Here is a 20,544-nt window from a genome sequence, read left to right as displayed (position 1 = left end):
CCCCGCACACAAGCCCTCGACCATCCCGAGTCGGGGAGTTGGAAAACCGTGTCTGAACGGCCCCTACGACCTTTAGCGCCGGGACGCCTGGACATACGCCGCAGGCTCCCCGACCGTATGGTCGAGGCTTCGGTGCCGTTCCGGTCGGCACCCACCCTCAGACAAGGGGGTTCCACGCCCCAGGGCCGCGCGTACGGCCCCGCTGGCCTTCTAGCCAATTTAGGAACGAAATCCAGCCCGCCGTGTTGCTTTTCGCTGCAGGGCGAGGAAGCCCGCATCGACGAGGATCGCCATCGCCGCGACGGTGAGGCCCCCCTGCAGGACGTAGGCGGTGTTGCCGGTGAGCAGGCCCGACACGATCACCTCGCCGAGCGTGCTGGCCGCCACCGTCGACCCGAGCGTCGCCGTTGCGAGGCCGATGACGGCCGACACCCGGATCCCCGAGAGGATCATCGGCAGGGCCAGCGGCAGCTCCACCTGGACGAGCCTCTGGCGGCCGGTCAGCCCCATGCCGCGGGCCGCCTCCAGCAGCGCCGGATCGAGACCGCCGAGGCCGGTCAGCGCGGTCTCGAAGATCGGCAACAGCCCGTACAGGACCAGGGCGATCAGGGTCGGGACCGTGCCGAACCCGACGACCGGCACCGCCAGCGCCAGGACCGCCACCGGCGGGAAGGTCTGGCCGAGATTGGCCACGGCCCGGGCGAACGGCAGGAGATCGCGCCCGGCCGGCCGCGTGGCGGCGATGGCGAAGCCCACGGCCAGCAGGCCGGCCGCCAGGGTGGCGGCGGCGACCAGCACGATGTGGTTGACGGCCAGCCGCAGCAGCGGGGTCTGCGCGTAGATCGGCGGGCTGTCGCCCGGGGCGAACGGCCGGAACAGCGGCGCGAAGGCGTCCGGCGCCACCAGGAAGGCGCCGAGCCCGGCCAGCAGCGCGACCTTCAGCACGAGCGGGGCTCGGCTCACGGCCCGGCGCCCTGCGCTTCGAGCGCCGCGCGGGTGACCCGGCCCAGGATCACGCCGTCCCGGCTGACCGGCAGGGCCGCGCGCCGCGACCAGAGGCTCTCGGCCAGGGCCGCACGCACCGAGGTTCCGGCCGGGATCGGCGTGCCCGGCGCCGCGCCGGGCTCGACGAGGTCGTCCACGACCCGCAGGGACATGAGCTGGAACGCCCGGTCGCCGCCGCCGAGGAGCGCGCCGACGAACGCGGATGCCGGCGCGCCGATCAGCGCCGCGGGGCTAGCCTCCTGCACGAGGCGGCCCGCGTCCATGACGGCGACCCGGTCGCCGAGGCGCAGCGCCTCGTCCATGTCGTGGGTCACCAGGACGATGGTGGTGCCGAAGCGCCTCTGGATCGCCAGCAGGTCCTCCCGAGCCCGGCCGCGGATGATCGGGTCGAGGGCACCGAAGGGCTCGTCCATCAGCAGGATCGGGGGCTCGGCGGCGAGCGCCCGGGCGACCCCGATCCGCTGCTGCTCGCCCCCGGAGAGCGCCGCCGGCAGCCGGTCCCGGTAGAGCGCCGGATCGAGGCGGAACAGGCCCAGCAGCTCGTCGACCCGGGCGGCGATCCGTCGGCGGTCCCAGCCGAGCAGGCGCGGGACGACCCCGACATTCTCCGCGACGGTGCGATGGGGGAACAGCCCGTGCCCCTGGATGGCGTAGCCGATCCCCTGGCGCAGGAGGTGGGGCGGCACGCTCCGGACGTCGCGGCCGGCGATCCGGACCGTGCCGGCGCTCGGCTCGACGAGGCGGTTGATCATCCGCAGGAGCGTCGTCTTGCCCGACCCGGAGGTGCCGACCACCGTCAGGATCGCCCCGGCCTCGACCCGCAGGCTGACATCGTCGACCACGGTGCGGGCGCCGAAGCTGCGGCTGACATGCGCGAGGTCGATCACCGCCTCCGCTCCGGCCCGCGGCCGAGGTCGATGACGGCGTCGAGCAGGATCGCCGCGGCGCCCGCCATCGCCACCGTGGGCAGCGCCCCGAGCAGGACGAGGTCGCCCGCATTCTGGCTGATGCCCTGGAAGACGAACACGCCGAGGCCGCCGCCGCCGACGAGGCCGGCGATCACCGCCAGGCCGATGTTCTGGACGAGAACGATGCGGATCCCCGTGAGGATCGCCGGACGGGCGAGCGGCAGCTCCACCTGGAGGAGGCATTGCCGCCCGGTCATGCCGACGCCCCGGGCGGCATCGCGCACCGGTTCGGGCACGGCGTCGAGGCCCGCCACGGTGGCGGCGGCCACCGGCAGCAGCGCGTAGGCGAACAGCGCCACGAAGGCCGGCGCCGCGCCGATCCCCGCGATGCCGAGATCCGCCGCACCGGGAACCGTCCGGCCGATCCAGCCCAGCGGCGCGATCAGCATCCCGAACAGCGCCATGGAGGGGATGGTCTGCACGCCGTTGAGGATCGACAGCAGCGCCGTGCGCGCGGCCGGGACCGGGCGGGCCAGGATGGAAGCCGGGATCGCCACCGCGGCGGCGGCCGCGACCGACGACAGGGCGAGCCCGGCATGGGTCCGGACCTCCCGGCCGAACGTGTCGGACCGGCTGGCATATTCCCGCAGGATCGAGAGATGGTCCCAGAACCCGGAGCGCAGGGCGAGCCCCGACAGGACGGCGGACCCCGCCAGCAGGGCGATCCGGATCCCGGGCCCCGGGCTGAGACGGGCCAGACCGTCGCCGAGGGCGAGGGCCGCCGTCGCGAAGCCGAGCCACCAGCCCGCATCCGGCGAGACGCGGCCGTAGCGATCCCCGGGGAGCGTCAGGTGATCGGCGGCCCAGCCGGCCGCGAGGCAGAGGATCACGAGGGCGCCGCCGGCGGCCACGACGCGCAGGCGCGGCCCGATGCGCAGGACGAGCAAGGGGGCGGCGAGGCCGAGCACGACGCCCAGCGCCAGGACCCGACCGGGCGGCAGCGCCGACCAGGCCATCAGGGATTCCCCCGCGGCGATCCTGTTCGGGCGCGCCGTCATCAGAGGCAGCGTCAGAAGGCTCAGCCCGATCAGGGCGGCGAAGACTGAGCCCAGCGGATCGAGGCCGGGACGGATCGCGCCCAGGCGGCGCGCGCCGGGGCGTTCCAGGGTCGCAGTGGTTTCGCCCATCCCGATGCTCCGCGCGAGGGGCCGCTCGCGGCCACCCACTCAAGGTTACGATCGAATGCGGGTTCTGCTAAATCGCGGGGCGCTTTTGCGGAACCTGCTCACGGCAGGAAGCCGTTCCGCCTGAGGAAATCCGCCGCCACCGCGGAAGCCGGTTCGCCGCCGATCTGCACGCGGCCGTTGAGATCCCGCAGCGTGGCCAGGTCGAGCCTGCGGAAGACCGGGTCGAGGGCCGTCGCGATGTCCGGATGGGCCCGGAGCACCGCGCCGCGGACCACCGGGGCGGGCTGGTAGACCGGCTGGACGCTCCGGTCGTCGTCCATCACCACGAGGCCGGCGGCGGCGAGGCTGCCGTCGGTCCCGAACACCATGGCGGCGTTGGTCCCGGACGTGCCGCGCGCCGCCGCCGCGATCGTGGCGGCGGTGTCGCCGCCCGACAGGATGACGAGCTGGTCGGGCTTGAGCGTGAAGCCGTAGGTCCGGCCGAAGGCCGGGAGCGCGGCCGGATCCGACACGAATTCCGACGAGGCGGCGAGCTTGATCGGACCGCCGCGGGCGACGTAGCGGCCGAAATCACTCATGGTCCTCAAGTCGTTGGCCCGGGCGATGTCGGTGCGCACCGCGATCGCCCAGGTGTTGTCGGCCGAGGCCGGCGCCAGCCAGACGAGGTCGTTGGCCTCGCGGTCCAGGGTCCGGGCGGTCTCGTAGGCCGCCTCGGGAGTCTTCCAGACCGGCAGGCCCGGCCGCCCGAAGAAGAAGGCCGCGTTCCCGGTGTATTCCGGATAGAGGTCGATCTGGCCCTCGATCAGGGCCCGGCGCACGATCGCGGTGGCGCCGAGCTGGGTCCTGTCGACCGTCGGGATGCCCTTCGCCTTCAGGACCTGGAGGATGAGCGACCCGAGGACCCCGCCCTCCGTGTCGATCTTGGAGGCGACCACGACGGCGTCTGCCGACGCGCAGGGCGCGGCGATGAGCAGCGCGACGAGGCCGGCGAGGATCCGCTTCATCATCGTCCCGAAGTTCCCCGCGCGCCGAGCGAGGCGTCCCTATCGCGTTTTGCCGGCGGATCGAAGTCGTCTGCGTCCCGACGCCCTCGCCTTCGCCGGACCGTCGGCCCCACGGGAGCGGGCGTTCCGACACATAATAAATCAAATGCGCGAAATCCGGTTAAAACCGCTTAACCTTGACGACACTCCCGGTTGAACGGCCGAGCGGGAGAAGCATTCCCCTGCAGAATTCAGCATCCGTGGAGGACTCTGAACACCATGTCGTACTCGATCTTCGTTCGCGATCTGGCCCGCTCGAACGGGCAAGTTCCGCAATTGCTGGCCTACGACATCGATGATCGGCGCGCGGCCGAAGCCCTCGTCTCGGTGATCGCCGCCTCCTACCAGGATCACGGGTTCAACCCGGCGACCCGGACGCACTGGTTCCGGCACGACGACGGCCTGCGCGAGATCTACGCCTGGCCGGGCGCCTGAGGGCGGCGCGGCCCGCCGCCCCCGGTCGGGTGTGGGAGGGACCGGCGCCGCCGGCTCCGTCAGGTGCCGCAGAAGGTCCGGTAGCCCACCCCACCGCCCTCGGGGGCCTCGGCGTAGCGGGCATGGGCGGGCTGGTCCGCGTAGGGGCGGGACAGCACCTCCAGCAACTCCGCGAAGGGTTCGAAGTCGTTCCGCTCCACGGCCGCCTCGATCATCGCCTCCACGCGGTGGTTGCGCGGGATGAAGGCCGGGTTGACCGCGCGCATCCCGGCGGCCGTGGCGGCCGGGTCGCGATCCTCCCGAGCCAGCCGCTCCCGCCAGCGGTCGGCCCAGGTGTCGAACGCGGTGGGATCGACGAACAGGTCGCGCACGGCCGCGGTGGCCTCCGGCCGCTCCGCGGCGGCGCAGAGGGTCCGGAACGTCAGCGTGAAGTCGGCTTGGTTCTCGGCCATCCGCTTGAGGAGATCGCCGGACAGCGCCGGGTCGTCCGGCTGGAGCGACCCGAGCCCGAGCTTCCGGCCGAGGCCGCCGTGATAGGCCGCCTCGAAACGCGGCGCGTAGCCGGCGAGCGCGGCCTCGGCCTCGGCGACCGCCGCAGTCTCGTCGTCGGCCAGCAGCGGCAGCAGGGTCTCGGCCAGGCGCGTCAGGTTCCAGAGGGCGATGCGCGGCTGCTCGCCGTAGGCGTAGCGCCCGTTCCGGTCGATGGAGCTGAAGACCGTCCGGGGATCGTAGGCGTCGAGGAAGGCGCAGGGCCCGTAATCGATCGTCTCACCGGCGACCGCCATGTTGTCGGTGTTCATCACCCCGTGGACGAAGCCGACGAGCAGCCAGCGCGCCACGAGCTCGGCCTGGGCGGCGACGACGCCGTCGAGGAGCGCCCGATAGGGGTTCGCGGCCTCGGCCGCCTCCGGGTAGTGCCGGGCCAGGACGTGATCGGCCAGCGCCCGCAGGGCCTCGGCGTCACCCCGGGCGGCGAAGTACTGGAAGGTGCCGACCCGGATATGGCTCGCGGCCACACGGGTGAGGACCGCGCCCGGCAACCGGGTCTCGCGCACCACCGGCTCGCCGGTCGCGACGGCGGCGAGCGCCCGGGTGGTGGGGATGCCGAGCGCCGCCATGGCCTCGCTGACAAGGTACTCGCGCAGCACCGGCCCCAGCGCCGCACGGCCGTCGCCGCGCCGGGAGAAGGGCGTCGGGCCCGATCCCTTCAGCTGGATGTCGCGGCGGCGCCCGTTCCGGTCGATCACCTCGCCGAGCAGGACCGCGCGGCCGTCGCCGAGCTGCGGCACGAACTGCCCGAACTGGTGCCCCGCGTACGCCGCGGCGATCGGGTCGGCGCCCTCCGGAACCGCGTTCCCCGCGAGCGCCGCGACGCCCTCGGGGCCCGCGAGCCATCCGGCATCGAGACCGAGTTCGTCGGCCAGGTCGCGGTTCAGCCGGATCAGCCGGGGGGCCTCCGCCGGCGTCGGGGTGCGCCGCGCGAAGAAACGCTCCGGCAAGCGGGCGTAGCTGTTGTCGAAGGGGAATGCCGTCATCGGGGGGATCTATGGACGAGAACCTCGCCGGGCAAGCGCAGCCCGCGGGTTCGGCCGTCCCGCGCACCGGCCGCCGCCAGAGGCCGTCGACCCCGATGATCGCCGGGTCCGGTGCATACAGACGCGATCGCGGGGCTGCCCTGGGGACGCATCGCGGTCGCGGGGGGTTTCGACCGGAGCGTGCGGCGGCCGGGCGGATCGGCGGCCCCCGATCGTGGCGCAGGGTCCGGCGCGCCGCGCCCGCCAGGGCCGCCCTGCTTCGGCCACGTCGGCGGCATGCCGGACGGATCTATCGGTCGGGCTTCGGCGCCGCGTTCGTGGCCGGCGGTTTGCCGGTGCCGACCGCGCCCTCGGTCGGCGGCACGGCGGCCGGATTGGTCACCGCATCCGTCGCGGTCTTGCCCGGCTCCACGGTGTCGGCGGCGGGTTTGCCGGCGGTCTCGGCCTTCGGCTCCGGTGCGGTGCCGGTCCTGTCCTGCGCCGCGGCGGGCGCGCCGGCAGCGGTGGCGGCGAGGAGAAGGGCGGGGATCAACCGGTTCAAGCGGAACTCCTGACGATGACACGGGCCAACGGCCCGCCGGCCCGGACGTTCCGCGCCCCGGGAGGTCGGCCCGGGACCGGCGATTCGCCGGGGATCGGCCGCACCGCACCGGCACCGGCCGCGCCCCGCGCGCGGCCAGGCCCAAGACGGCCACACGCCGCCGACGCAAAGCGGCGCCGGCCCGGTCTGGCCGGCGCCGGGTCGACGTGTCTAGGCAGCCGTCTCCTTCGTCTTGGACTTGCGGCCCCTCGCCGGCTTCGCGGGCGCGGCCCGGGTCTCGGTCTCCGGAGCGGACGCCGCCTCGGACGACTCGGCGCGCTTCGCGGTCGGGCTCCTGCGCTTGTGGCCCAGCCCGGCATTGCGGGCGAACTCGGCCCGCATCGCCGAGTAGGTCGACGCCGTCGTCGGATAGTCCGGCGGAAGCCCGTAGCGCTGCCGGTACTGCTCAATGGTCATGCCGTTGCCGGTGAGATGACGCTTGAGCGTCTTGTACGGCTTGCCGTCGATGAAGCTGATCAGCGCGTCCGGCGTGATAGATTTCTTGATCTGCGCCGGCGTCGCCCTCTTGAAGTCGGGCTCGGCGGGCGCGGAGGACTGGCCCAGGCCGGTCAGCGCAGCATGAACGCCCGACAGAAGCGTCGGCAGGTCGGGCACGGGAACGGAGTTGTTGGCCACGTAAGCCGAAACGATGTCGGCGGTCAGCTCGACGAAATCGATCTGGTCGTGGCTCGGGACTGAAGTGTTGTCTTCCATTGACGCCTCTCACGAATGAGTCCCCCATGAACGTGGGGTCTCTTCGCGACAGTCAAGTCCACATTGCAAGAAGAAATCCAAATCTCGCTGTTATCGACCAGATCTGCGCGCAAATACCAACATAGATCAGTCGGCTCGCAGCGCTGGACCATGCCCGTTGCGGTGGGCGCAGGTGCGGCTTTTCTGCGCGCACGAGGTCGTGGGCGCGCGAACGCTCGGTCGGGCGGCTTCAGGATCCGTTAACCCCGGGGTGGTGTCGTCCGGTGTCGCTGCGGCTTGGGGTTTGCAAAGCCGAACGACAGGCGGGTCGAGCTTTGCCCCAGCTCGGCCCGCGCCCTTCACCCGCCCCGTTCAGGCGCCGGAGGCGTCGCCCAGCGGCGTCGCGATCGCGCCCCGCTTCCCGGTCGGGACCACCGCCTGAAGCACCCGCCCCGGCCCGGCCGCGAACTCCGCCCGGTAGGTCCGTTCCAGGGTCATCAGCGTGCGCATCGGGGCCTCCGCCAGATCGAGGAGACGCGCGTCGCGCCAGCGGAGCTTGGTTGCGCCGTGGCGGCTGAGCCACCGCGGCGCCTCTTCCTCGACGAGCAGGACCAGCTTGCCCGTCCAAGTCTTGCGAAACCAGAAGCGTCCCGTGAGTTTGGCTGCTCCGAACATGCCGCACCTCGCATGTGAGCCCCCGAAGGCAACGTTCGGCAAGCTCGGCGGTTTCCGGTGCGTGCATCCAAATCCCCGCCGAGCGGGCCCGGTCCGTCCGGGGCCGCCCCGCGCGCCGCGGCCGATCAGGCGCGGGCCGCGCCCTCACGCGCAGGCTCATCCGCGCACCGGCCGGTCAGGCGCCGGCGGGCCAGGCCCGTGAGCGCGAGGCCGACGCCCCCGCCGGCCAGCGCCGCCGCGGCCTTCACGGCGAAGTCGTCGAACCGACCGTGGCGCGTGCTCGTCAGGGTCTGGGCCGCCTCCAGCCCACCGGCCAGGAGGACGCTGCCGGTCAGGATCAGAAGCCAGTGCCGCGGGTAGCCCGCCATCATGAGCAGGGCGGCCAGCGCGTAGGCGGCGCTGCGCTCGATCCCGGGGTTGGCGGTCACGACCGGCCGAAGACCGATCGGCACCAGGGTGACGGCGACGATGAGGATCACCAGAGCCCAGGCGGCGAGCCGCACCCCGTCGAGCCACCGCGCGTCCGAAATCGGCATTGATGCCCCGTAACATTGTGCTGACAGCTGGGGCATACGGTCATGCCCGCACCTGTCTGTAGCATAACCGCTGCCAAGGACCGTAAACGCCGATCATGCGCCGGATTGCTGCCATCGCGACATTGGTCGCATTCATCGCGACGCCGGCCGCCGTCGCGGCCGATCCGACGCGGGACGTGCTCTGGGTCGCGCTGCAGGGCTGCGTGCTCGCCAAGCGGGCCACGGGCCGGAGCTTTCCCTGCCTGTCGGTCGACCTCGGCGACGGCGAGCGCCCGGGAACCGCGGTGCTGCGCGTCCCGAGCCGGCGGACCCACATGGTCGTGATGCCGACCGACGACGTATCGGGGATCGAGGCGCCGGTGCTTCAGGGTCCCCGCGGAGTCGCCTACTGGCGCGCGGCGCTCGCGGCCCGGCGCGACGTCTCGGACGCCGTGCAGGGCCGGCTGCCGGCCGGGGCGATCGGCCTCGAGGTGAATTCGGTGGGCGGCCGCAGCCAGGACCAGCTGCACATCCACCTCGACTGCATGCACGGGATCGTGCGGGCGGCGTTGACGACCCACGGCGAAGCCGTCGGTGCGACCTGGGCCCCGTTCCCGGAGACCTTCGCGGGGACGTCCTTCCTCGCCCTGCGGGTTCCGGCGGACGCGGTGGAGCAGTTCAACCCCTTCGAGGCCGTTGCCCGCGTGCCCGGCTGGCGCGACCGGCTGCGCGACGTCACCTTCGCGGCGGTCGATGCCGATGCGAACGACCCGCGGGCGGGCATGATCCTCCTGGCCTACAGGATGCCGGGCTCCAGCGCCGAGGTCCTGATGGACCACGCCTGCCGGGCGGCCCGGCCCCGCCGGAGCAGCTGACGGGAGCGCCGCGCGCGCCGGACTGTTGCCGATCCGTTCTTTCCAGCCGATCCGGGAATCAGGCATAGAGCGGTCATGCGCATGCCGATGCTCAGCCTGTTCGCGACGCTCGTCCTGGGCGGCCCCTCGGCGCAGGCGGCCCCGGCGGCGAGTTCGGCCGACCCGCGCGCGCTGGAACTGGCGTGGCACCGCTGCCTGCGCGACGCCTCCGCGCACCAGCCTTCGGGCCAGAGCCGTGCCGGAGACGAGCGCAACGCCCTGGACGAATGCAAGGCGCGCGAGGACGCGCTGGTGGCGGCCCTGATGGCCGGGGGCCGGCCGGACGACGCACGCCCCGGAACGGTCTGGTCGCGGACGTGGGCCGCTTTCGCCGAGCCGCTGACCGCGTGGTTCGGCGCATTGCGGCGCTGAGCGGTCCGGTCGGGGGCCGGCCACCGGCGCTTCACCGCATCGCCCGCCCGCGCAGACGCTCCCTGCCCTCGATGACGGGCAGCGGCGGCGGTTCCGGCCCGCCGCGCGCGGGCTCCGCGGCGTCCGACCGCGCCGGGCGGGCCGAACCGCCGCGCCGGCGGATCGTTGGAGCTCCATGACGGATACGAACCCCACGCCGCACCTGGACCCGCTCGTCGAGGCCCGTCGACGGGAGATGGCGACCGAGCACCTGCTGTTCGGGACGGTCCGCTTCCTTGCCCGGCGCCATCCGGAACTGCTGGACGAACTGGAGGGAAGCCTGGATCACCTCTGGGACAAGGTCGAGGGCGAGGCGCGGGACGATGCGGCCGTGCGCAAGATCGCCGGCCGCATCATCAAGAGCCTGCGGGCCGAGGGTTGAATGGCCCCGGTCCGGCGCTATCGATTGCCCGCGTCGGTCAGCCGGATCGTCGGGATCATCTCGACGGCCTTCGCGGTCACGCGCTCGAAGGTCTCGCCGGTCAGGCCGCGCTCCGCTGCGAGTTTCCTGATCCGCTCCGCATGCTGTGACAATGTCTGGCCGAAATACGTCTTCTCTGTCGCCTGATCGACAGTCGGGTTCGCCACGCTTCGACTCCTGTTCGTGGTGTGGGTGGGATCGCTGATCTGGTCGACGGCGCGCCTCCGTTCAAGGCCCGAACGCGCCCGGGTCGCGGCCGTGAACAGCCGTCGCGCACGCATGGATCGAGAGCCGCTCCGGGACGTCGCCGCCGCCGCCGGCCCCGATCTCCCTGCCGCTGAGCGCGCCCTACCGCGAGCAGCCGATGCAGATGCCGCGGGTGATCGCGTCGTTGCGCTGCTCGAGCGTATCCCGCTGCTCGATGCTGCCGGTCTCGTTCGGGTTGAGGGCGCTTGGGTTCGGCACCGTCTGGCCGGTCGAGGCGGTATGGGGGGCCTTCGCGGCCGTGCTCGGACCGCCGCCCGTGCCGGTCTGGCTCACGGGCTCCGCCGCGGCGGCGAAAGAGCCGAGGGCGAGTGCCGCGGCGATTGCGAGGATCGGGGATGTGCGCATGTGAACCTCCCAGGACGGCCTGCGTGGATCTGCGTGAAACCGACGCAGCCGGAACCCGGAAGTTCCCACCGGACCCGGCGCGGGGCGACGGATCCGCCGCCGTGCCGCCCCCTGACGGGGCTGCGGCCATGGCCTATGAGGACCCGCGAGGATCCGAGGGGATGGACGGATGGGCGACGGCAGCGGCGCGCCGAGCGAGAAGATCGCGGAGGTTCAGCGCCTCGCAACGGCGCTCGCCGCCCGGGTGCGCTACGCGCAGCTCGTCGGGCGGCCGGTCTACGAGGAGCAGATTGCGGCCCTGGTCAGCGCCGCGCGCCTCATGGACGAGCAGAACGCGCCCTGGCCGCCCATGGTCGAGGAGGTCCTGACGGAACTCGCGAAATCCCTGGAGGGCGCCGACCCGGAAGACGGCGCGACGGACGACAGCTGATCGTGTGGCGCGGCGGCCCTTGGTGGGGATGCGGTGCGTGCCACCCCTCCGTGCCTCGGGACCGATACCCGGCAGGGGGCGATGAAGCCCGATACGGCGGCCGTCGATCGGACGGCCCGCACGAGCGTGGAGAGCGTGTACGCCGCCTGCGGGCGCCGGGCCGGGGGCCAGAGCCAAGGCGGGAACCATCCGCAGACCGGGAGGACGGTCCCGGCGCGCTGATCCGACCGGAGGTCGCGGGCGGCCCCCGCGCGATCGCGCTCGACCGGGCCCCGAGGGTGAGGGGCGACCCGGTCGAGTCCTGACCCGGCGGCAGCGGCCCCGCCTCAGGCAGGGAGATCCGCGACGGGTCGGACCGGCGCGGTCAGGCGAACGCGCCGAGCCAGCGCAGGGCATGGCGCAGGCGCGCGGCGCCATCCCGGGCGAACCACTGGCCGTGCGCGAAGATGACCCGCTCCGGATCGAGCGCGACGAGGCGCGCGGCCGCCTGCGCGGCCGCGCGCCGGCGCAAGCGGATGACGAGGCGCAGGTAGGGCGGCGGTTGCCCGTGCGGCGGCGTCATGCGGGCGAGGCGCAGGAAAGGCCGCAGGAGCACCGGCATCTTCGCCGGCTCCAAGTTGAGGACGAGATCGGTCAGGATGAGCGTCCGGCTCTCCCCGTGGAAGAACGCCACCTCCCGGAAGGAGAGGCCGCCCGGGACGACGGCCTGCCGCAGATCCGCCGCCCATTCCGGGGGCGCCGCGTCGTCCAGCACGCGGTCGAGGCGCAGGCCGGATCGGCGGACCTGTCTGCGCTGGCGCAGGTTCGGCGCCGCCCAGACCAGGGCCTCCGGGCAGTGCGCCTGCCAGTCCTTCAGGAAGGTCCAGTGCGCGACGTTCGGCGCCACCATATGGCGGATCGGCCCCAGCGCCGCGATGTCCCGGTGCAGGCGCGCGTCGTAGCGCGTCGGCGAGTGCAGCCAGATCCCGCCATCGTGGAGCCGGATGACCGTCATCCGGACGGGGAGCGGGATGCCGAGGGCGCCGAGCGGGCCGCTGTCGACGATCCACACGCCGTCAGCCACGGGTTTGAGCACGTCGAGCGGGGGATAGGTCGCCTCGGGCAAGAACGGAAACCTCCGGCCGTCTCCAGGGCCACAATCCGCCCCCGGCCGACGGGGCAACCCGGCGGCCCCGCGCGGTTTCCCGGATGGATCGCCGCAGGAGCCCGGCCTACGCCCGCAGGCCCTCCGGAGCCGCCGCCGCGACCGGGCCGGTGCGGACGGCACGCAGCCCTGCGATCGCGAGGCCGAGGATCGTCAGCACGTCGCAGGTCAGGCCGAAGACCGAGCCGACCATGAAGTTGTGCCCGGCCCAGCACAGGGAGGCTCCGAGGAACAGCAGCCGCATGGTCTGGGGCGCCGCGTGCAGGCGCGCCGCCGTGGCCAGCAGCGTGCCCAGCGCCGCGCAGGCGGACGGCACCCCGCTCCAGGTGGCGACGGTCAGGCCGGCCGCCGCGAGGGTGCTCGCCGCGAACAGGAGCGTCACCCAGCTTTCGCGCCGCGGCGTCGCTCCGCACCGCAGCGAGACGAGGCTCTGTAGGACCGCGATGGCGCACATCGCCGTGCCGGTGAGTGCCCCGAGCGTCAGGTAATGGGCGCCGAAACACGCCGCGCAAGCCGCCGAAGCCAAGAGGATCCGGTCGCGGCGCGGCATGATGCCGGCGGTAAAACCAAGGCCCAGGCCCAGTGATCCGAACAGATCGAGATGTGCCGCGGCCGAAGCATACCAGGAATACAGAAACTCGACGGCGTTCATCGTCAGCGCTCAGCCGGCGCGGGCGCGCCGTTCCTGACGGTTGCGCTAGGTTCGCATGGTAAGCGGTCGGTTAACGGCGCCCCGCCGGCCGCGCACGACGGCGTGAGCGCGGCCGCTGCAGCGCACGCGGTGATCCGGATCGCGACCGCGTCCAGCCCGCCGCGCGAAGACCCGACGCCGCCGGACGCCGTGTACCGTAGGAAACCGGACGTTCGGTCACAGAGTATTCAATTGTTTCACACCGCAGATACCCAGTATTAACATAGATCAATCCGTAGAAATATCCGCCTAAGAGGGGAACAGGCCCTGCCGCACCCGGTTTTCAGGGCATCCAGTTCGGAACGACAACGCGGCCGATCGGGCGGCGATGCGTGCAGTCCTGCCCGATAGCGGTGGCGTGACACGATTTCCCCATGCAGCTTCCGACCAACGATGACGCGCATCCCGCTGCCGAGCGCTTCCGGGACTTCCTTCACCTGGGCCCTTCCCTGGCGTCGGCGCGAGAACCGCGCCCTCGCGCGGCCGGATGAAGATGATCGTCGCCCGCGACATCAGGTCCGGATGGGACGACACCCGCATCGATCCGGCACGCCTGGCCGTCATCTGCCGTAACCGCGCGCAGCCGAGCCTCTTCGGGGTGCCGTTCGGGGGCCACCACACCCTCTCGGAGGACGCCTTCGAGACGGACCCGTGGGACCGGGTCCAAACCCGCTCCGACAAGGACCAGCGCCCGGGCCAGACCTGCGACTCCCGGGTCGCGTCCGGCCCGGCGGATCCGCCTGCCGCCCTGAACCTCGGCGGGGAGGGTTTCTCCCTGGTCGGGCTGCATCCAGGCGCCAGTCGCCGTGCCCGGCGCTTCGCGGTGCCGGCCCGGGTGTTCGACCGGCTCGGCCAGTTCGCGCGGCTGCCCGCCGAGGGGCGCTACGAGAGCCTGCCCGTTCCCGCGGGGCGAGGACGCCCCGTCGTGGGACGCGCAGCAGGTGCCGGAGGATCTCGCGTCCGGCGCCTTCCTGGCCCCGCAGATGGACAGCCGAGGAGCGGCCGATGATGCGATCCGAACCGTTCCCGCAGGACGAGGACGCCGTGCTCGCCCTCGCCCGCGCCCTGCGCGAGACCGGCTACAAATTCACCACCGTCACGCCCGCGACGCACGCCCACGTCAATGCCCGCCCGCGGAACGCCGAGGCGAGAAGCCTGCGCGACGTGTTCGGCTGGAGCCGGCCGTTCCGCGGCGACCTGCTGCCGGAACCGCTCCTGACGCTGATGCGGCAAGCGGGCGCCGTCGCCGAGGACGGCCCGCTGCTGCGGCCCACGATCCGGTTCTCCAGCCTGGACGGCGCGTTGTTCGCCCACTCCTCCTACCCGCCGAGCGCCGCCGACGCGGTGTTCTTCGGGCCCGATACGATGCGCTTCGCCGCCGCGGTCATCGCCCATCTCGAGGCCCGGACGCGACCGGTGCGCCGCGCGGTCGATCTCGGCTGCGGCTCGGGGGCGGCCGGGATCTGCATCGCCAAACGCGCCCCGGGGGCGGAGGTCGTGCTCGTCGACATCAACCAAGCGGCCCTGCGGGCGGCGCGCGTCAACGCCCGGCTCGCCGGGACGGCGGGGGTCGACGTGCGCCGCAGCGACATGCTGCGCGACGTCGCCGGGCCGTTCGACCTCATCGTGTCGAACCCGCCCTTCATGATCGACGGCGCCGAACGCGCCTACCGCCACGGCGGCGGCCCCCTCGGCGCGGGCCTCCCGCTTGCCGTGGCGGAACAGGCGGTCGAGCGCCTCGCGCCCGGCGGCAGCCTCGTCCTGTTCACCGGTGCGGCGATCGTCGCGGGCGAGGACCCGTTCCGCGGCGACGTGGCCGAACTCTGCAGCCGCGCCGGCCTGGACTGGACCTACCGCGAGTGCGATCCGGACGCGTACGGCGAAGAACTGGCGACGCCGGTCTACGACGCGGTCGAGCGCCTCGCCCTGGTCGTCCTCACGGCGACCCGCCCGACGGTGCAGCCATGAGCGACGCGTTCCTCCGAGACGCCCTCGCGGGCCTGACGGCCGTGCCGAAGACGCTGCCGGGGAAATATCTCTGGGACGAGACCGGCTCCGACCTGTTCGACCGGATCTGCCACACCGACGATTACTACCCGACCGCCCAGGAGGCGACGCTCCTGCCCCGGGCCGCCGCCGCCGTGGCCCGGGACGTCGCACCGGGGGTCACGGTGGTCGAGTTCGGCAGCGGCGCCAGCCGCAAGATCCGGACGTTGCTCGACGCGCTGCCCAGCCCGTCCACCTACGTCGCCATCGACATCTCGGGCGACTACCTGGAGGCCGCGATCCGGCGGCTCGCACCGGATTACCCGGGCATCGCCATGATGCCGGTCTGCGCCGACTACTCGAAACCGGTGCGGCTGCCCGTGGCGGCGGGACCCGGCGGGATCCTGGGCTTCTATCCGGGCACCAGCATCGGCAACTTCGAGCCGCGGGAGGCCGCCCTGTTCCTGGACCGCGCCCGGGCGACACTGGGCCCGAGCCTGTTCCTCGTTGGCGCGGACGGCACGAGCGACCCCGAACGCCTGCAGCGCGCCTATGGCGGCGCCGACGGGCTCATGGCGGCGTTTCACGGCAACATCCTGACGCGCCTCAACCGCGAGTCCGGTGCCGATTTCGACCGCGACAATTTCCGGCACGAGATCCGGCTGTGCCCCGATCCCCTGCGGGTCGAGGCCCATCTGGTGGCGATCCGTCCCGCCACGTACCGGCTGGGCGGCCACACCATCGCGTTCTCGGCGGGCGAGAGCATCCGGACCGATACGTCGCACAAGTACACGGCGGACGCGTTCCGGACGCTGGCGACCGCGAGCGGCTGGCGGCCGCGGGCCCTGTGGCAGACGGAGGGCGGCCGCTTCACCCTGCACCTGCTGCAGGCCGAGGGCTGATCCGCCCGCCGGGGTCGCGGGCTTCGCGCCTGCGGGCCTACCCGACCTCGATGGGGGCGTGCTTGCCGTCGTGGGCGCCGGCCGATTCGAGGGTCTGCCGCTCCGGCGCGCCCTGCTGATCCCGCTGCGGCGGCGCATAGTTCGTCAGCGGGCGCCAGGGTGCAGCCGGGGCGCCCAGCCGGGCGCTGGTCGGGCGCATCGACATCCAGACCGCGACGGCCATCCACGGGACAACGAAGAAGACGAAAGCGGCGAGTCCCACGGCGATCCTCCACAGCGCGACTTGTGTGGATGGAGAACGCCGGAGCGGCGGCCGGGGATCCGCTCCCGGGGTCGATCGTTCGCTCGGCGCCGGACACCGCCGGGCCGGAACAGGCGATACGCCGCCTCCGGGATGGTGGTCCGGAGCCCGTGGCGGGTCGCGCGGTACGCCACCGGCAGGCGTCGGCCTGCCGGCGGAGATGCTGCATCCGACCGTCGGCGACTACCGGAACGAGACCGTCAGGCCCGGGACGTGGAAGCGATACCCGGGGCGATACGCGTACCCGTAGGCGTAGCCCGGGCCGTACGCGTAGACCGCACGCGGGCCGTCATAGCCCACCGGGCGGTCGTTCGGGCGACAGGAGCCCCAAGCGTTCCGATGGAAGCCCCAGCCGCAGCCGTCGTAGGCCTGGGCCGAGGAGGTCGCGCCGAGAGCGGCGACGAGGACGGCGGCGGCGCCGAGAACCTTGATCTTGAGCATTGCTTGGCTCCCTCAGTCGTTCTTGGCGTCAGATATTGCGCTTCGAACGATCTGAAGATTGATCAACTATCTTACGGCCGTATGTGTGGAAAAACACGCCCACGAATAGTGATTTCGCGTCGGGTGATCCCGATCCTCGCAGGCGCCGCGGTGTCACGACCTTCCGCCGGGCACGCCAGTCCGCCACGGCGACCCGACCCGAAGGCGGGCGGAACGAATGCCACTCGCGCGGCCGGGCTCCTCCGGGCCGTTCCGGCGCCGCTCAGCGCTGCCCGGCCGGTGTCCCGCGCGACAGGAACCGCGACGGACGGACGACATTGCCTCCCTGTTGCAGCGCCGGACCATCGTTAGGCAGCAGGGACCCGATCAGCCTGAACAGGCCTTCCCTTTCCCGCCCCTCGAACAGCACGAGGAACGACCCGAGGTCGAGTTCGATGGTCAGCCGACCCTTCCCGAGATGGTGGATCACGAAGGGCTGGCCCGTCTTGGGGTCGCGCGCCAGAAACCAGCGCTTGCCATCCGGCTCCGCATGAAACTCCCGGGCCGCCCGGAGGGCATCTTGAATCATGGCCGACCCAACTCGTACCGCGAAAACTGATTAACGGCCGTTAATAGAGCGAATAACTGTCGTAAAATATCCCGGAATTCTACGAGGTTGTGGAAAGCCGGGGCCGTCTCCGTGGCGGCCAGACCCGCAGACGGCCGCGGGATCGGACATCGCCCGTCTCACGGCACGCTCCCCCGGGACGGGCACCGGTAGGCCGGAAGCGGGCGCGTCACAGCGTGGACCGGGCGCCGCTCTCGATCGCGCGGCGAACCGGACCGCCGTTACGAACGCTTCCTGGTATCCAGCGCCTGCGTCAGATGCATCACGACGTCGTCACCGCTCAGCGCCGCAGCTTGGCCGGAGGCGGCCGCCCTGATCGCGTCGACCCGCTTGGCGACCTCCATGACGACATACTCCACGGAGGAGGGCCAGAGAACGCCATTGTCCAGGAGCATCCGGGCGGCACGGACGAGCATGCGGAACTGTTCCGGCGGGATCGGCACGCCGGCCTCGTGCTGATCGAGGATGCGATCGGCGATCGCCGCGGCAAGCACGGCGACTTCAGCCATCTTGTCGGGCTGACCGCCGGGTTCCGTCATTTCAGATAGCCTTTCGCTTTCAGGTGTTCGGCCAGGATCCGACGGATCGCTTCGGAACGGTGGAGGTTCCCGGATCCATCCTGTGACCGAAGCGCATCGAGGGCGGCCGCCTGTTCGCAGGTCAGGCGAAGCTGAACCTGGACGGGAACCGTCTGCCCCGGCGGGCGCCCGCGCCGCCTCGCATTCACCAGTGGAGGGCCGCGCATGGTTTCAAATTTACAATAACGACCGGACGGACGGAAGGGCTCGGCCGCCGGACCGGCACGTCCACGACGGGACGTCGCTCCTAGGTTGCCAATCCGTCAGGATCCGAATGATACACTCATTGGGGTGTCCGCGGAGGCGTCGCGGGAGTCTCACAGGTGTCCAGGGCACTCGTGGCCGGAATGGAAAGCGGTTCGACGATAGAGGGCGCGCCGAATCGGCGTTCGCAGGCCGGTCGCTGCGCGGTCGGGAGCGGCCCGACGCTCGTCCCGAGCCTGATCGAGACCACGCGTCACATCGAGCCGAAGCGGGCCTTCGAGTTCTGGCGCTGCACGGCCCTGGCGCCGTTCGGGGATATCGGACAGCGTCATCCGCGGGAGCGTTTCTCGGCCAAGCGCCTCAGCGTCGCGTCGGCCGACTGGTCCCTGACGCATACGGTGAGCAGCCCGGTCGAGGTGGAATTCCGGTCCCGTCATGTCGACCGCAACGCGGCCGCCATGGTGGTGATCGGCCTCGCCGTCGACGGCCTCGGCTACCAGGAACAGGATGGGCGCGGCGCACAGATCAACGCCGGCGACATCAACTTCCTGTCGCTGAACCGGCCCTTCGTCGCCGGCACCCTGAGCGCCTACGAGGAGATCCGGCTCGCGGTCCCGCGCGCGACCTTCGAAGCCTGGATCGGCCGCGCCGACGCGTTCGCCGGCCGCAGCCTCACCCGGGACCCGGCGGGCGCCGAGTTCCGGGCCTGCCTGCGTTCGGTCGCCGGGTCGATCGCCTGGATGTCCGCGGACGAGGCGCAGGCCGCGGTCGAGGGCGCGCTGCACCTGCTCGGCCGCCTCGCTGGCGGCGCGACCGAGGAGCCGCGCCGCGAATTGTCCCAGGCGGCCGTCGGGTCGCTGGCCCGCGCGCATATCGCCCGCCGGATGCGCGATCCCAATCTCGGCCCGGGTGAGATCCACGCCGCCCTGGGGATATCCCGGTCCAGCCTGTACCGGACGTTCGCGGAATCCGGCGGCATCGCGACCGCGATCCGCGACGCGCGCCTCGATCTCGCGCGCCGGCGGCTGGCGGCCCCGCAAGACAGCAAGCTGAAGATCGCCACCATCGCGTATGCGTGCGGCTTCACCGACATCCCGACATTCAACCGCGGATTCCGCAGACGCTTCGGCCTGTCGCCCGGCGACCTCCGGCCCTGACCGATCCGCGATGCGCCGCCGTGCGGCGCGCGCCGGCCTCAATTCAGATGGTAGGCGACGCCCGCGATCAGCGCCTTCTCCTCGGTGTTGATGGTGCGCCGCGGATCGGCACCGAACTTGTTGTGCCAGTACTGAAACCCGGCGAAGATCTCGACCCGGTTGGGCACCCGCGCGAACAACTGCCCGACATCCAGCACCAGATTGGTCTGCGAGACGAACTCGATCTGCGTGTCGTTCTCGTTGATCCCACCGTAGCGCCCCTTGGGCAGGATGATCGTGTTGAAGCCGGCCAGGGACAGCGGAAGCCCCGTGAAGGGCAGCGGGATGGTGTAGGTGACCTCGAATTCCGGCGTCATCTTGTACTCGACGCTGCGGAAATGCGAGTAATCGAAGCCCGGGACGCGGCCGTAGATGGAGCCGGCGCCGGCGAAGCCGTTGCGGGAAAACTCCTTGTAGGCCTGGACCTTCAGGTCCACGAACCCGGTCGGCACGTCGAAGGCGAAGCTGAGGCCGAAGGTGCCAGCGCGCTTTTCCGAGTCGAAGGTCGTGTCCTTGCTGTTGATGTCGGCTCCGAACGAGAGGCCGACATCCCGGACGAGGCCCGGAACCGCCAGGGTCTGCGTCTCGAAGATCCTGTTGAGGCTCAGGACCCCCCAGTAGATCAGGTAGATCTCGGTCGCACCATCGTCCTTGGCGGTGATCCGCTTGTCGCCCGCCGGATCCTGGGATCCGGACCGGAGGATGTCGAGGGAGATCAGGGTGGTGCCGTAGTCCCAGGAATCGGTGTGGAAGAAGTTGATGACGTTCTTCGGCACCGCCTGGGGGGCGAACCCGCCTTTCGCCGTGCCGTCGGGGCGTCCCACGAAGAGGCCGGGCTCCGCCGCTGGACCCTGGAACCGGTAGCTGACCACCGTGTCGGCGAAGCTGAAGGCCGAGGGCGGCGGGGCCGCCATCACGGTCGCGGCCGCGAGCGGAATCCCCGTCTCCTGACTGTCCGCCCGGGTCGACGCCCGTTGCGCCGCGCCGGGCTTCTCTGCGTGCGTCTGGACGCGATCCTGACCCGCCGCCCGGGGCGGATCGGCCGCCGGCTCGGCGCGGGCTGCGCCGGTCGGCCCGGATCCGCCGCAGGCCAGGCGCAGCAGCCCCGCCGCGTATAGCGCGCACACCCG

The 20,544-nt window shown here is 72.0% G+C and carries 27 protein-coding genes; 9 read left to right on the top strand and 18 right to left on the bottom strand.

Features of this window, described 5'->3' with window-relative positions:
* Positions 1 to 219: 219 nt before the first annotated feature.
* The 4 genes from MKL01_RS12025 to MKL01_RS12010 form a co-directional block, all read right to left on the bottom strand.
* A complete protein-coding gene (locus tag MKL01_RS12025; protein ID WP_243905443.1) occupies positions 220 to 963 on the bottom strand; it encodes an ABC transporter permease in 744 nt (247 codons plus the stop codon).
* Positions 960 to 1,892, bottom strand: coding sequence for an ABC transporter ATP-binding protein (locus MKL01_RS12020; RefSeq protein ID WP_243905442.1), 933 nt, complete (start codon positions 1,890 to 1,892; stop codon positions 960 to 962). Before MKL01_RS12020 ends, MKL01_RS12025 begins: the two co-directional genes overlap by 4 nt.
* A complete protein-coding gene (locus MKL01_RS12015) occupies positions 1,889 to 3,100 on the bottom strand; it encodes an ABC transporter permease (RefSeq protein ID WP_243905441.1) in 1,212 nt (403 codons plus the stop codon). Before MKL01_RS12015 ends, MKL01_RS12020 begins: the two co-directional genes overlap by 4 nt.
* Before the next feature lie 98 nt (positions 3,101 to 3,198).
* The gene (locus MKL01_RS12010; RefSeq protein ID WP_243905440.1) at positions 3,199 to 4,107 is read right to left on the bottom strand and encodes an ABC transporter substrate-binding protein; all 909 of its coding nucleotides are present in this window, start codon (positions 4,105 to 4,107) and stop codon (positions 3,199 to 3,201) included.
* A 255-nt stretch (positions 4,108 to 4,362) separates the two neighbouring features.
* On the opposite strand from MKL01_RS12010, the gene MKL01_RS12005 reads away from it, so the two are divergent.
* On the top strand, positions 4,363 to 4,578 hold the full coding sequence (locus MKL01_RS12005; RefSeq protein ID WP_243905439.1) for a hypothetical protein: 216 nt from the start codon (positions 4,363 to 4,365) through the stop codon (positions 4,576 to 4,578).
* Positions 4,579 to 4,637: 59 nt separating this feature from the next.
* Here MKL01_RS12005 and MKL01_RS12000 read toward each other — a convergent pair whose 3' ends face one another.
* The 5 genes from MKL01_RS12000 to MKL01_RS11980 all read right to left on the bottom strand — a co-directional run bounded on the left by MKL01_RS12000 (position 4,638) and on the right by MKL01_RS11980 (position 8,597).
* Positions 4,638 to 6,113: a protein adenylyltransferase SelO gene (locus tag MKL01_RS12000; RefSeq protein WP_243905438.1), complete on the bottom strand. Its 1,476-nt coding sequence runs from the start codon at positions 6,111 to 6,113 to the stop codon at positions 4,638 to 4,640.
* Positions 6,114 to 6,402: 289 nt separating this feature from the next.
* Positions 6,403 to 6,654 (bottom strand): hypothetical protein, encoded by a 252-nt coding sequence (locus MKL01_RS11995; RefSeq protein WP_243905437.1) that lies wholly within the window; start codon positions 6,652 to 6,654, stop codon positions 6,403 to 6,405.
* 210 nt (positions 6,655 to 6,864) lie between these two features.
* Entirely contained in the window at positions 6,865 to 7,407 is a 543-nt protein-coding gene (locus MKL01_RS11990; protein ID WP_243905436.1) for a MucR family transcriptional regulator, read from the bottom strand.
* A gap of 351 nt (positions 7,408 to 7,758) precedes the next feature.
* Positions 7,759 to 8,061, bottom strand: a complete 303-nt coding sequence (locus MKL01_RS11985; RefSeq protein ID WP_243905435.1) for a hypothetical protein — start codon at positions 8,059 to 8,061, stop codon at positions 7,759 to 7,761.
* 125 nt (positions 8,062 to 8,186) lie between these two features.
* A complete protein-coding gene (locus MKL01_RS11980) occupies positions 8,187 to 8,597 on the bottom strand; it encodes a hypothetical protein (RefSeq protein WP_243905434.1) in 411 nt (136 codons plus the stop codon).
* 95 nt (positions 8,598 to 8,692) lie between these two features.
* On the opposite strand from MKL01_RS11980, the gene MKL01_RS11975 reads away from it, so the two are divergent.
* From MKL01_RS11975 to MKL01_RS11965, 3 genes are all read left to right on the top strand, one after another.
* A complete protein-coding gene (locus tag MKL01_RS11975) occupies positions 8,693 to 9,451 on the top strand; it encodes a CDP-diacylglycerol diphosphatase (protein WP_243905433.1) in 759 nt (252 codons plus the stop codon).
* Positions 9,452 to 9,526: 75 nt separating this feature from the next.
* Complete coding sequence (locus MKL01_RS11970; RefSeq protein WP_243905432.1) at positions 9,527 to 9,862, top strand: hypothetical protein; 336 nt, start codon at positions 9,527 to 9,529, stop codon at positions 9,860 to 9,862.
* 175 nt (positions 9,863 to 10,037) lie between these two features.
* Positions 10,038 to 10,283 (top strand): hypothetical protein, encoded by a 246-nt coding sequence (locus tag MKL01_RS11965; RefSeq protein WP_243905431.1) that lies wholly within the window; start codon positions 10,038 to 10,040, stop codon positions 10,281 to 10,283.
* A gap of 17 nt (positions 10,284 to 10,300) precedes the next feature.
* On the opposite strand, the gene MKL01_RS11960 is transcribed toward MKL01_RS11965, so the two are convergent.
* Positions 10,301 to 10,489 carry a hypothetical protein gene (locus MKL01_RS11960; protein ID WP_243905430.1) on the bottom strand — a complete coding sequence of 63 codons (189 nt, stop codon included), beginning with the start codon at positions 10,487 to 10,489 and terminating at the stop codon, positions 10,301 to 10,303.
* A gap of 181 nt (positions 10,490 to 10,670) precedes the next feature.
* Positions 10,671 to 10,934 (bottom strand): hypothetical protein, encoded by a 264-nt coding sequence (locus MKL01_RS11955; protein WP_243905429.1) that lies wholly within the window; start codon positions 10,932 to 10,934, stop codon positions 10,671 to 10,673.
* A gap of 169 nt (positions 10,935 to 11,103) precedes the next feature.
* Between MKL01_RS11955 and MKL01_RS11950 the strand changes: the two genes are divergently transcribed.
* Positions 11,104 to 11,364 (top strand): hypothetical protein, encoded by a 261-nt coding sequence (locus tag MKL01_RS11950; RefSeq protein ID WP_243905428.1) that lies wholly within the window; start codon positions 11,104 to 11,106, stop codon positions 11,362 to 11,364.
* Between the two features lie 364 nt (positions 11,365 to 11,728).
* Here MKL01_RS11950 and MKL01_RS11945 read toward each other — a convergent pair whose 3' ends face one another.
* Together MKL01_RS11945 and MKL01_RS11940 are read right to left on the bottom strand one after the other, a co-directional pair.
* Positions 11,729 to 12,469 (bottom strand): DUF4336 domain-containing protein, encoded by a 741-nt coding sequence (locus MKL01_RS11945; RefSeq protein ID WP_243905427.1) that lies wholly within the window; start codon positions 12,467 to 12,469, stop codon positions 11,729 to 11,731.
* A gap of 106 nt (positions 12,470 to 12,575) precedes the next feature.
* Positions 12,576 to 13,160 carry a YgjV family protein gene (locus MKL01_RS11940; protein WP_243905426.1) on the bottom strand — a complete coding sequence of 195 codons (585 nt, stop codon included), beginning with the start codon at positions 13,158 to 13,160 and terminating at the stop codon, positions 12,576 to 12,578.
* Positions 13,161 to 13,686: 526 nt separating this feature from the next.
* On the opposite strand from MKL01_RS11940, the gene MKL01_RS11935 reads away from it, so the two are divergent.
* Genes MKL01_RS11935 through egtD form a run of 3 tightly spaced genes read left to right on the top strand, consistent with a single transcriptional unit; the run spans position 13,687 to position 16,087 of the window.
* Positions 13,687 to 14,208 (top strand): YqcI/YcgG family protein, encoded by a 522-nt coding sequence (locus tag MKL01_RS11935; protein WP_243905425.1) that lies wholly within the window; start codon positions 13,687 to 13,689, stop codon positions 14,206 to 14,208.
* Positions 14,205 to 15,167 carry a methyltransferase gene (locus MKL01_RS11930; RefSeq protein ID WP_243905424.1) on the top strand — a complete coding sequence of 321 codons (963 nt, stop codon included), beginning with the start codon at positions 14,205 to 14,207 and terminating at the stop codon, positions 15,165 to 15,167. Before MKL01_RS11935 ends, MKL01_RS11930 begins: the two co-directional genes overlap by 4 nt.
* Positions 15,164 to 16,087 carry an L-histidine N(alpha)-methyltransferase gene (egtD, locus tag MKL01_RS11925; protein ID WP_243905423.1) on the top strand — a complete coding sequence of 308 codons (924 nt, stop codon included), beginning with the start codon at positions 15,164 to 15,166 and terminating at the stop codon, positions 16,085 to 16,087. Before MKL01_RS11930 ends, egtD begins: the two co-directional genes overlap by 4 nt.
* Positions 16,088 to 16,124: 37 nt before the next feature.
* On the opposite strand, the gene MKL01_RS11920 is transcribed toward egtD, so the two are convergent.
* The 4 genes from MKL01_RS11920 to MKL01_RS11905 all read right to left on the bottom strand — a co-directional run bounded on the left by MKL01_RS11920 (position 16,125) and on the right by MKL01_RS11905 (position 17,975).
* Positions 16,125 to 16,349 carry a hypothetical protein gene (locus tag MKL01_RS11920; RefSeq protein WP_243905422.1) on the bottom strand — a complete coding sequence of 75 codons (225 nt, stop codon included), beginning with the start codon at positions 16,347 to 16,349 and terminating at the stop codon, positions 16,125 to 16,127.
* A gap of 222 nt (positions 16,350 to 16,571) precedes the next feature.
* A complete protein-coding gene (locus MKL01_RS11915) occupies positions 16,572 to 16,829 on the bottom strand; it encodes a GCG_CRPN prefix-to-repeats domain-containing protein (protein WP_243905421.1) in 258 nt (85 codons plus the stop codon).
* A 262-nt stretch (positions 16,830 to 17,091) separates the two neighbouring features.
* The gene (locus MKL01_RS11910; protein WP_243905420.1) at positions 17,092 to 17,397 is read right to left on the bottom strand and encodes a hypothetical protein; all 306 of its coding nucleotides are present in this window, start codon (positions 17,395 to 17,397) and stop codon (positions 17,092 to 17,094) included.
* 260 nt (positions 17,398 to 17,657) lie between these two features.
* Complete coding sequence (locus MKL01_RS11905; protein WP_243905419.1) at positions 17,658 to 17,975, bottom strand: hypothetical protein; 318 nt, start codon at positions 17,973 to 17,975, stop codon at positions 17,658 to 17,660.
* Positions 17,976 to 18,337: 362 nt separating this feature from the next.
* Between MKL01_RS11905 and MKL01_RS11900 the strand changes: the two genes are divergently transcribed.
* Positions 18,338 to 19,375 (top strand): helix-turn-helix domain-containing protein, encoded by a 1,038-nt coding sequence (locus MKL01_RS11900; protein ID WP_243905418.1) that lies wholly within the window; start codon positions 18,338 to 18,340, stop codon positions 19,373 to 19,375.
* 38 nt (positions 19,376 to 19,413) lie between these two features.
* Here the strand turns inward: MKL01_RS11900 and MKL01_RS11895 are convergent, their stop codons facing one another.
* The gene (locus MKL01_RS11895) at positions 19,414 to 20,541 is read right to left on the bottom strand and encodes a hypothetical protein (RefSeq protein WP_243905417.1); all 1,128 of its coding nucleotides are present in this window, start codon (positions 20,539 to 20,541) and stop codon (positions 19,414 to 19,416) included.
* Positions 20,542 to 20,544 lie beyond the last annotated feature (3 nt).

The sequence above is a fragment of the Methylobacterium sp. J-070 genome (assembly GCF_022829385.1).
Taxonomy (GTDB): domain Bacteria; phylum Pseudomonadota; class Alphaproteobacteria; order Rhizobiales; family Beijerinckiaceae; genus Methylobacterium.
The sequence above is the reverse complement of the archived record's forward strand: the minus strand, read 5'-3'. Positions and strand labels throughout refer to the sequence as shown.

Bases quoted from the DNA above. Each gene is read 5' to 3' on its own strand.
- MKL01_RS12015 (WP_243905441.1), bottom strand. From the start codon at position 3,100: ATGGGCGAAACCACTGCGACCCTGGAACGCCCCGGCGCGCGCCGCCTG.
- MKL01_RS12010 (WP_243905440.1), bottom strand. From the start codon at position 4,107: ATGATGAAGCGGATCCTCGCCGGCCTCGTCGCGCTGCTCATCGCCGCG.
- MKL01_RS12005 (WP_243905439.1), top strand. From the start codon at position 4,363: ATGTCGTACTCGATCTTCGTTCGCGATCTGGCCCGCTCGAACGGGCAA.
- MKL01_RS12000 (WP_243905438.1), bottom strand. From the start codon at position 6,113: ATGACGGCATTCCCCTTCGACAACAGCTACGCCCGCTTGCCGGAGCGT.
- MKL01_RS11990 (WP_243905436.1), bottom strand. From the start codon at position 7,407: ATGGAAGACAACACTTCAGTCCCGAGCCACGACCAGATCGATTTCGTC.
- MKL01_RS11985 (WP_243905435.1), bottom strand. From the start codon at position 8,061: ATGTTCGGAGCAGCCAAACTCACGGGACGCTTCTGGTTTCGCAAGACT.
- MKL01_RS11980 (WP_243905434.1), bottom strand. From the start codon at position 8,597: ATGCCGATTTCGGACGCGCGGTGGCTCGACGGGGTGCGGCTCGCCGCC.
- MKL01_RS11975 (WP_243905433.1), top strand. From the start codon at position 8,693: ATGCGCCGGATTGCTGCCATCGCGACATTGGTCGCATTCATCGCGACG.
- MKL01_RS11970 (WP_243905432.1), top strand. From the start codon at position 9,527: ATGCGCATGCCGATGCTCAGCCTGTTCGCGACGCTCGTCCTGGGCGGC.
- MKL01_RS11965 (WP_243905431.1), top strand. From the start codon at position 10,038: ATGACGGATACGAACCCCACGCCGCACCTGGACCCGCTCGTCGAGGCC.
- MKL01_RS11955 (WP_243905429.1), bottom strand. From the start codon at position 10,934: ATGCGCACATCCCCGATCCTCGCAATCGCCGCGGCACTCGCCCTCGGC.
- MKL01_RS11950 (WP_243905428.1), top strand. From the start codon at position 11,104: ATGGGCGACGGCAGCGGCGCGCCGAGCGAGAAGATCGCGGAGGTTCAG.
- MKL01_RS11940 (WP_243905426.1), bottom strand. From the start codon at position 13,160: ATGAACGCCGTCGAGTTTCTGTATTCCTGGTATGCTTCGGCCGCGGCA.
- MKL01_RS11935 (WP_243905425.1), top strand. From the start codon at position 13,687: ATGAAGATGATCGTCGCCCGCGACATCAGGTCCGGATGGGACGACACC.
- MKL01_RS11930 (WP_243905424.1), top strand. From the start codon at position 14,205: ATGATGCGATCCGAACCGTTCCCGCAGGACGAGGACGCCGTGCTCGCC.
- egtD (WP_243905423.1), top strand. From the start codon at position 15,164: ATGAGCGACGCGTTCCTCCGAGACGCCCTCGCGGGCCTGACGGCCGTG.
- MKL01_RS11915 (WP_243905421.1), bottom strand. From the start codon at position 16,829: ATGCTCAAGATCAAGGTTCTCGGCGCCGCCGCCGTCCTCGTCGCCGCT.
- MKL01_RS11910 (WP_243905420.1), bottom strand. From the start codon at position 17,397: ATGATTCAAGATGCCCTCCGGGCGGCCCGGGAGTTTCATGCGGAGCCG.
- MKL01_RS11905 (WP_243905419.1), bottom strand. From the start codon at position 17,975: ATGACGGAACCCGGCGGTCAGCCCGACAAGATGGCTGAAGTCGCCGTG.